The sequence below is a fragment of the Scytonema sp. PRP1 genome (assembly GCF_036697665.2).
GTDB lineage: Bacteria > Cyanobacteriota > Cyanobacteriia > Cyanobacteriales > Nostocaceae > Kalymmatonema > Kalymmatonema gypsitolerans.
Genome location: NZ_JBAHYJ020000084.1, coordinates 407,745 through 415,705 on the forward strand (window position 1 = coordinate 407,745; position 7,961 = coordinate 415,705).

At 43.7% G+C, this 7,961-nt stretch carries 8 protein-coding genes; 1 reads left to right on the plus strand and 7 read right to left on the minus strand.

The window, feature by feature from the left end:
* Window positions 1-35: 35 nt before the first annotated feature.
* Window positions 36-524 carry a BP74-related protein gene (locus tag V5G28_RS21195; RefSeq protein ID WP_332988127.1) on the minus strand — a complete coding sequence of 163 codons (489 nt, stop codon included), beginning with the start codon at window positions 522-524 and terminating at the stop codon, window positions 36-38.
* Window positions 525-648: 124 nt separating this feature from the next.
* Window positions 649-1,749: a matrixin family metalloprotease gene (locus V5G28_RS21200; protein ID WP_332988128.1), complete on the minus strand. Its 1,101-nt coding sequence runs from the start codon at window positions 1,747-1,749 to the stop codon at window positions 649-651.
* A 359-nt stretch (window positions 1,750-2,108) separates the two neighbouring features.
* On the opposite strand from V5G28_RS21200, the gene V5G28_RS21205 reads away from it, so the two are divergent.
* Window positions 2,109-2,234, plus strand: a complete 126-nt coding sequence (locus tag V5G28_RS21205; RefSeq protein ID WP_332988129.1) for an alcohol dehydrogenase catalytic domain-containing protein — start codon at window positions 2,109-2,111, stop codon at window positions 2,232-2,234.
* A gap of 209 nt (window positions 2,235-2,443) precedes the next feature.
* On the opposite strand, the gene V5G28_RS21210 is transcribed toward V5G28_RS21205, so the two are convergent.
* The 5 genes from V5G28_RS21210 to V5G28_RS21230 form a co-directional block, all read right to left on the minus strand.
* Window positions 2,444-3,271, minus strand: coding sequence for a hypothetical protein (locus V5G28_RS21210; protein WP_332988130.1), 828 nt, complete (start codon window positions 3,269-3,271; stop codon window positions 2,444-2,446).
* A 46-nt stretch (window positions 3,272-3,317) separates the two neighbouring features.
* A complete protein-coding gene (locus V5G28_RS21215; RefSeq protein ID WP_442994278.1) occupies window positions 3,318-3,416 on the minus strand; it encodes a hypothetical protein in 99 nt (32 codons plus the stop codon).
* A gap of 110 nt (window positions 3,417-3,526) precedes the next feature.
* Window positions 3,527-6,607 carry a hypothetical protein gene (locus V5G28_RS21220; protein WP_332988131.1) on the minus strand — a complete coding sequence of 1,027 codons (3,081 nt, stop codon included), beginning with the start codon at window positions 6,605-6,607 and terminating at the stop codon, window positions 3,527-3,529.
* Window positions 6,608-6,735: 128 nt separating this feature from the next.
* Window positions 6,736-6,879, minus strand: a complete 144-nt coding sequence (locus V5G28_RS21225) for a hypothetical protein (RefSeq protein ID WP_332988132.1) — start codon at window positions 6,877-6,879, stop codon at window positions 6,736-6,738.
* Entirely contained in the window at window positions 6,863-7,603 is a 741-nt protein-coding gene (locus V5G28_RS21230; protein WP_332988133.1) for a chitosanase, read from the minus strand. The genes V5G28_RS21225 and V5G28_RS21230 overlap by 17 nt, the downstream gene beginning before the upstream one ends.
* Window positions 7,604-7,961: the final 358 nt, after the last annotated feature.

A 7,961-nucleotide genomic window follows, 5' to 3' on the forward strand; every position in this document is an offset into this window, starting at 1 on the left:
GATTTCCCGCTAGTTGTAATAAATTGATATGTCCACTACCGAAAGTCTTTGACATCCACTATTTTCGCTGACCAGGGGCAGTACTGCTGAACTGTATTGATGAATTCGTCCCGGTTTGCTTCCACATGAGAAGGAATAGCATCACATAATTCTATGGTTTGCTCAGCTAATTTGATATTTTGCGGGTCAAGATGCCAGGTATAGGGAGCGTTATGATTGCCTTTGCCGGAACCGGTGAGAATTTTTCCAATCGGGATGTTCGCCTTGCTCTTGCCTGTTAACAAATCCCAACTTTGTTGGATGGTGTCAGGATTTGTTATCCAAACCTTGAATTCTTCACCGACAACGTCAAACGTTACTATCACGCCACCTTGTAAAGGTGATGATGGTGGTACAAATGATTCATTATTAGCAACAGCCATAGTATTTCCTGAGGTTAATGTGAGTTCAATGAAGTTAGAAGATCGCACTAGAGTGCCAATCCAGTAATCCCAAAAACTCGGTAGAAATGTCGAAAAGACCATCTACTTAAGCGTATGTCTAGCCGTATTCAGCAACTTGGTTACCAAGTGAACTTGGAAGCCACACCAATTGCTAGCTCTTAAACCACTGCTCCACGGACATTTTCAAGATAGGTCTATTTCTGTACTACCACATCATGACCGCAACTTTTTCCGCCCTACTGTGGTATAGGCGAACTCTCAACACATATTGACGACCTGCAAACAATTTAATGCGTAGACTAGCGTTACGTTCTTCTCCACTGTCATCATCTGCTTCAATGTAACGTGGTTCACCATCAATTTTCTCAAAAATGCCAAGCACCGCATCTGATGCACCAAAGGTAGAGAAGTTGTAGTATCGTGTAGCATCTGGCTCAATTTTAAAGTTTTGTTGCTGCTCTTCTCCAAGCTCTAATGGAACTGACAAAAAGGGACTCAACTCAACTTCCTGTTCAGGGAGGGGAGGATAAAATCTTCGCACGTATTTCCTGTCTTTAGCAGACAAGCCTCCTGCAGGTCTGATTCCTGCTGCATATTGAGCAGGCTCTTTAATGAGTCCAGAACCAAAAGGATAATGCATCACAGAATTTGAATCCCAAGTTGAGCCTTCAACTTCACGAGGATCAAGTTTGCGAATGATATTGTGGTAAGTCTTTTTACGAGACCAACGATTTGGTGGTTGAGCTAAGTCAGCATAGACTTTCTCTTCATCCCAAACAATTCCAGCGTTTGGATTTTGATGTTCATGCGGAAAGCCCAAGGTGTGACCAATTTCATGTAGTGCAGTGTCAATTTTCTGAGGATTCCTGCTTATATCCCAACCAAAATTCATAGTCCTTTCATTGATACCACGAATCAGGATATCTCTGCCAACATAAGACCATGAGCCATCACCTTGCATAAATCCAATACGAATTTCTGCTTCACTAGGCGAATTCACTTCCTTAAACTCTAGTCCAATGCCCACACTTTTCCAGATTTTGAAAGCCTCCCGCACAACATCTTTCTGCTCCTTAGAGCCTTTCCAAGGTTCTTCGTTAAAGAAATAGTAGTGAAGCACAGTTCCATTGAGCCACTTATTTCCAAGTAAAAGTATTAGCTCTTGGCGATTTGGATCGACCTCTGAACTAAAAGTTCGCTCAACAGTTTCAGGCATGGAGCAATATTGGTAACCTGCTTCAGCATCTAATGGAATTTCATGTGATGCAGACTCTTCCATGTCAGCATGTACTTTTTGTTTAGACATAACTTTTTCCTTTTTCTCTAATCAAAAATCGGTAAATTATGGTGCATTAGGTAGGGATCGCCCATCAGCTTCAGGGGGACTTATGGTGAGATCTTCCCAAGTAGGGTAAAAGCAGCGAGGCTGCGACGCGGTAGAGGAGTTTCATACTTTTAGCTTCCATAGTTGTACAGAAACTTGGTCAACTGTGGAAAAACTTTGTTCTATAGATAAATAGGTGACACTTTGGTTGACTTATGAAGCAATTGCGAGAGTGTCAACTCAAAATCAGAGCGCGAAAGTACACAAGCGATCACTGGAAATTTCCTAGAGTGCCAATCTAGTAATTCCAAAAAGCCGGTATAAATTTTGATTGACGGGGTTTGAGTAGCAAAAGCATTTTTCCCAATTCACCGATTCCCACCCCCTGTATTCCTGGAGTTGAAGTCACTGGAATTGTGGCAGCAATTGGTGATGAAGTGAGCGAGGTAAAGGTTGGCATCGCGTAGCCTTAATATTGAAGGTGCTGACAGCTACGCAGAAGAAACTTTCGGGGATAGCGTGATTCTTCGCTCCCAATTCTCAAAACCTCCGTAGGGGTTTGGTGGACATTGCTTATATGACTTTAATTTGATACGGCAAATACTTTTACGGATAATGCCCACCCTACAACTCAGTAAAATAGACTAATTCTAATCAATTTCTGCATCGGACTTCTTTAGGTTTCATCCTCGTTGGATAAAGTCTCATACTTAATTTTATAAGCGATGGGAGCATGATCAACGATCTCCCAATGGCTGTAACTTGGAATTAGCTGGATTGGTTTGCATTTGTTGATAGTGTCGTCTGTCCAAATATAGTCAATTATAGTTCCTTCACCATTTTTCTTCTTAAAAGTGGAAAAACCAGGAGATATTTTAGTCCATTTCATCTGATTAATTTGTTGCTCCTCTCCGTCTGGAAAAGACTTATCAAAAGGAAAGTTCATATCTCCAATAAGAACAACAGGTAATGAGCTGCTCCCGCTCGTCAAGTCCGTTATCATATCGGTGATTTCCTCAGCTGATGGGTCGCCCCCAGTTGCGATAATATGACAGCCGCCTATGACTATTCCATCGGTGAGCACTTCTATGTATGGTCTTTTAGTGCTTTGGCCTCTACCTTTAATCTCAGCATGTCCCTTATGTGCTACAAGAAAGGAACAAGGACTTACTTTGTTGTTTTTAGCGGAAACTTTCATAAATTCAGCGTTATACTCCAGTCTTTTCCACGGATCATTGTTCTTAATATAGTTCTGCAGATCCTCTCCATTCTGTGTTATTTCACCTAAAATCAGGACATCTGGAGGAGATTGACTTTGAATCCAAGATTCCATGTGCTGATTAACAACAAATTTAAATTTATCTGTTCCAGCTTTTCCTGTTCTCTGGGTATTCCAAAAAACCACGATTTTTTCTTGTTCTTTTTTCTTTCTTGTTCTTTTGTTGCAGTCTAGCTTAATGTTTTCCATTGCCTGACTCATTTGCACCAAGCCTATGTCGGCCATAATATGTCCTCCTCCTAAAATCTTTGGATTAGGTTGACTGATAACGTTATGTTGGATAAACTGCCTGTAGCACCAGTTGGTGCATCAAGCGGATAGTTCGCTTGCGATTGACTTGATACCCCAGAGAGCGCAGAAATACTGTCAATCTTCTTCCATAAAATGGGGTTCATCTAGACTTTTCCGCGATGCATCATCCCTCTCGTGCAGGGATGCTCGCGTCAGTCTACCGCTCAATATTTATGTTTGAACAGGCTGTTATGAAATAGGATTTATGCCTAAATGCTGTTGAAATTTTGGAAACAGTTCTTTTTTCATGTTTCCTTGAAGGTAGATTTTGCCATCTCTCTTGAATACAAAAAGATCTTCATTAGTAGCACCAGCTCCTCCACCAAAAATAGCGCTATGAGTAAATAAGCGATCGCCTACCTCATAAGTCCAATCACCTGTCAAAATCTCATGATTGGAAAACCGCAATATCCAACCAAGGGGACCACGTATGAACATAAAGAGCAAATTTCGCGCTTCTGCTGTTTTTATAAGCGATTCCATCGCTGTTTGGCGACCTTCTTCACTTACTATTTCATACACCGCAAATACCTTTCCTGAAAAATTATTTATCCGTTCAATATGATTGATGAAGCTAATCCCATTTTTATTGTTAGTGTGACCAAACAGTCCTTCTCGAAACCCAATCTCAAAGAAGTTCGTTGGCACTTCAATAATTTGGGGAGGAGAAGGAGGAGAGGGAGGAGAAGGAGGAGCAGGAGGAGGGGGAGGAGAGCTACCATCCAGCACTTGGGTGATTGGTCCTAGGTCGAACCCAGACCACTTGTTCAGCCAGTCTTTCAACAGTTGTACGTAATGGTCAATGGTATTCTTGATCTCGTTCACCTGGCGTTCACACTTGTTTTTGTCATCACCGTTGTCATTTCCTGAACCCGAACCTGCACCTAGATTGTCTAGTACAAATTGCTCCATCAGGCTATGTATGTGGAGCAAAGCTGTTAATAAGTAGAAGGGAACAAATAGCCAACCATCATCACTTCGAGTTTTCTCCTCTACTTGGTTGACCAAATTTTCTACTTTACCTTTAATATCTTCTATAACCTTACGTGCGTCCTCGTCGTCTCTCCTGTACCATTTTGCTTTTTCCTCAATCTCTCTCCACTTTTCCTTGAAGTAGTTAGCATCCTCAGGCTTTATTTGTTTCCCTATCCCTTTGCCAGCGTCGTTGAAGAATTTGGCAATTGCTTCTTCCGGACTAGGTTTAACAAGCCCACCCAATCGTGAATTTTCTGTTTTTTGGCCTTGCTCTACCTCTGCGACAAATTCACCTGTTTTTCTTCTCACTTGCTCAATAATCAAAGTGAGTACACTACTTGGTACATTGCCCGGTACATTGCCGGGTCTCTGCGGCGCATCTTTCAAAAAGAGCGAAGTTCCGACATCAGTACGTAGAGCATTAACTCCTTTCCTCGGGTTAACCGAGAAGTCCACTGTTTCATTTCCAGCCCAGTCAGCGATATTATTCACACCGTCAACTGATAAATGCTCCCATTGTGAGCCATCGCCCGTTTCACGATTCCAACCAAACTGGAAGATAGTATGGTCTTTGCTGCCGTCCGAACTGTAGTAGGGTGAATAATCCTCATAAGACCCACCGGCTGAGAGCTGTTTCTTGAGGATGTTGTTAAAAAACACGTTTTGCCAGCCGGTAGCGCCAGACCACTTGGATGCCTTCTCCCCAGCACCCCACCAGATGGGATACCACTGACCCGTGTCTTGACCGCCGCCTTCATTGCCACAATTAACTTTGCAGTTACCGGGAGCGTGTTCAAAAGGAACCCGCACGGTGTTTAGTTCAAACAAATTGCGCCTCTCCCAGCCTCCGTGCAGATTGAGTTCGCATTCCATGTAATTACCAATAGCTACGTTATTCGACGCCGACCACTGGAAGGTGAAATGGCGCAAGTTGAGGAGCGTATTGTTGTAGTAAAGACTATCCCAAACGCGACTACCCCGGAAATACCCATTCCCGCCTTTACCCTTATTCCAAGAGCCGTCCAAGAAATTGTCTTGAATTTGCAAGTTCTTAGCCGCCTCAGTCACAATCGGATGGGAGCCGGTCATATAAGTGTGGATGTTTCTAACCCAGCAATTAGCCGCCCACTTGAACACCATGCCGTGCATAGCATATTCAGGCGCGAGGTTCCCGTAGTTATAAGCCGCGTCTTCGGGTTTCAAGTTATACGTCCCTCCACCCAGCTTGGGCATATTCGTCATCTCCTGGGTGAGATAAAAATTTTCAAAGCCAACGCCCTGCACCATCTTAAGCGGCGTCACTTTGCCGTCATAGACTTTACCATCAATCGCCGTTGAGCCGTCAAAAATACTATTCTTCCACACATGGAACTCCAACGGCTTGTCAATCGTCACGCTCTTATTTGCGCCGTCCACTGCTGTTATTTTGAAAATCTGTTGAAACGTGTGGAAGTTTTTATAATGCTCCTTCTTAGCCCCCCAAATCTCATACCACTTGGCAGTAACGGGGACTTGCACCCAGAGGAAGTTCCCAACCTGGAAGGCTGACATATCTGTCGAGCCATCGAGGGGAATTACTGTAGCCCCCTCCTGGGCAGGGAAGTCCACAGTTTGCAGCACTTTGAACCCGCCTCGCCAATGGAAGTTCACACTCCCCTCTAAGAGATCCTTGCGATTAGCGGGGGCACTGTTGTGCAAGTCCTGATAGCTGTCATGTACGTCGCGCACCTGTACTCGGAAAGCCCCCCGCCCAGGCCAGGTCCAGCCACCTTTTGCATTAACCTGCTTCCCATTCTTATCCTTACCACTAAAGCTCATTTCATCTTCACCCCATTTGCTCCCATCCTTAGAGAGTGCATCATAGCGGGTGTTTTCATCAGGTCGGAAGACAATTTTGGTCGAAGTTGGGCTTGATGGATCGCTGCCTTGCCCGCGAATTATGAGATAATCAGCGTCCACATAGATTTGTTTGGATATATTGATCGTGCCTGAGGGCAATTCGATTAAAGAAAGTTTATTAAACGAAGCCGTCGGGGAATGATTGGCTTTGATATCATCGATCGCCTTTTGTAGCCCTTCACTGCTATCACTGGCATTCGATATGACGTTGTACTTTTGTTGTAGTTCATTCGCTGTAATTCTGTAGCCAATATCGGAGTCGGATGGAAGGTCTTGTCCTTCACGATAGCCAGCCTTGCTCCAATCTGGCAAACCTGGAATAGGCGATCGACGATTGCCCTGGCTCACGTTTAAACCGGAAGTCCCAACAGCTGTGCCGAGTTCTTGCGCCATCATCCTAAAATTCTCCTTATCTATCTTCTTTTCTCAAAAAACAATTTTTCTTATTTCTGGTTGTGTTGCAAAAACTGAAGATGCTCTAACAGATATATAAAAATATAGATTATGAATTACTCTCAAACGACTTAAGGGATCTGGCGACGGTGAAAGGTAGGTGGGGTGCGATCGCTCTCGGTGGTGAAGTTGAGGGGGGCGATCGCACTAACACCGCTCCCGCCCATACCTAGCTGCCACCTAATAAAATGCTGGACATTAAGGAATAGTAGCATCGTGCTGAGGTGTGTGGACATGGATTGGACCGCGCAGATCGTAATTGCCTTCTTTAAGGATTTTTAAAAAGGCATCGCAACGATCTACTGACTCTTCCCATGCCTCTTTGGTGTCTGGATCATGTGGATTCTCCAAATCTTTCCGACGTATCTTTAAAAAAGCCTGTAGCCATTCTTTTTCATCGACACCGGTCTTAGGGGTGCCGCCTACTTGCTTTTGAGTACGTTTCAATAATGCCGGTAAGCCATCAGGATCAGTTCCATCACCATGCTGGATAATCGTGTCATATAACACGGCCCTTGCTAGTGCTGTTTTTAATCCCACCTCGTCTGCATGCTTTACGGACGGTTGGTAGTATTCCTTATCAACAACCTGATCTTGAGCGGAACGGAAGACCGAATCTTTGGCAGCTTCTTTCCAAGCATCAATATATCCTTTCAGATGACTCGTATCGTCACTTTCTTCCTTAGCTAGGCGTTTAAGTTCTGGCAGAAACTTTGCTAAGACATTATTTGGCACCTTTTTGGTGTAAATCTCTACCACTTCCAAAGCATCCCCGTCTCTTGTGGTAAAACCTGCTCGTCCGGCGGTAATGCCTCGGTCATCGCCCTTGACCTTTTCAGCATACGCGTAGTCCAACTCAATAGTATCATTCTCAAAAATACTGGTAAATTGCTCCGCACGGCGCTTTTGTTCGGGAGTGAGTCCACCGTTGCTCGACATGATTTGAACTCCTTAATTTTGTAGTTTTGTGAATGTCTGTTCGCTCTTCTGTTTCCTTTAATAGGCTTTACAAATTCATTACACTCTACTGCTAAGTGAGTTACTGACTGAGAATTACTGACTTGTTGTGTCTTGTGTTATGAGTTATTCCGAACCTGAGTTCGGCGTAAGTGCGATCACTTCAATCACAAAGGAAGCGGAAGTTGAAGCTAAAAATTTTGTAGAAAAGGTTTTCAAGCGATCGCTTGAAATTTACTAACTTATCGGAGCGTCTTATTCCAACACAACCTCTTTGGTATTAAAGTATTAAACAGTTGGCTCTGTCTTCTATGGACTTATTGGTGTCTTCTTCTCCAGT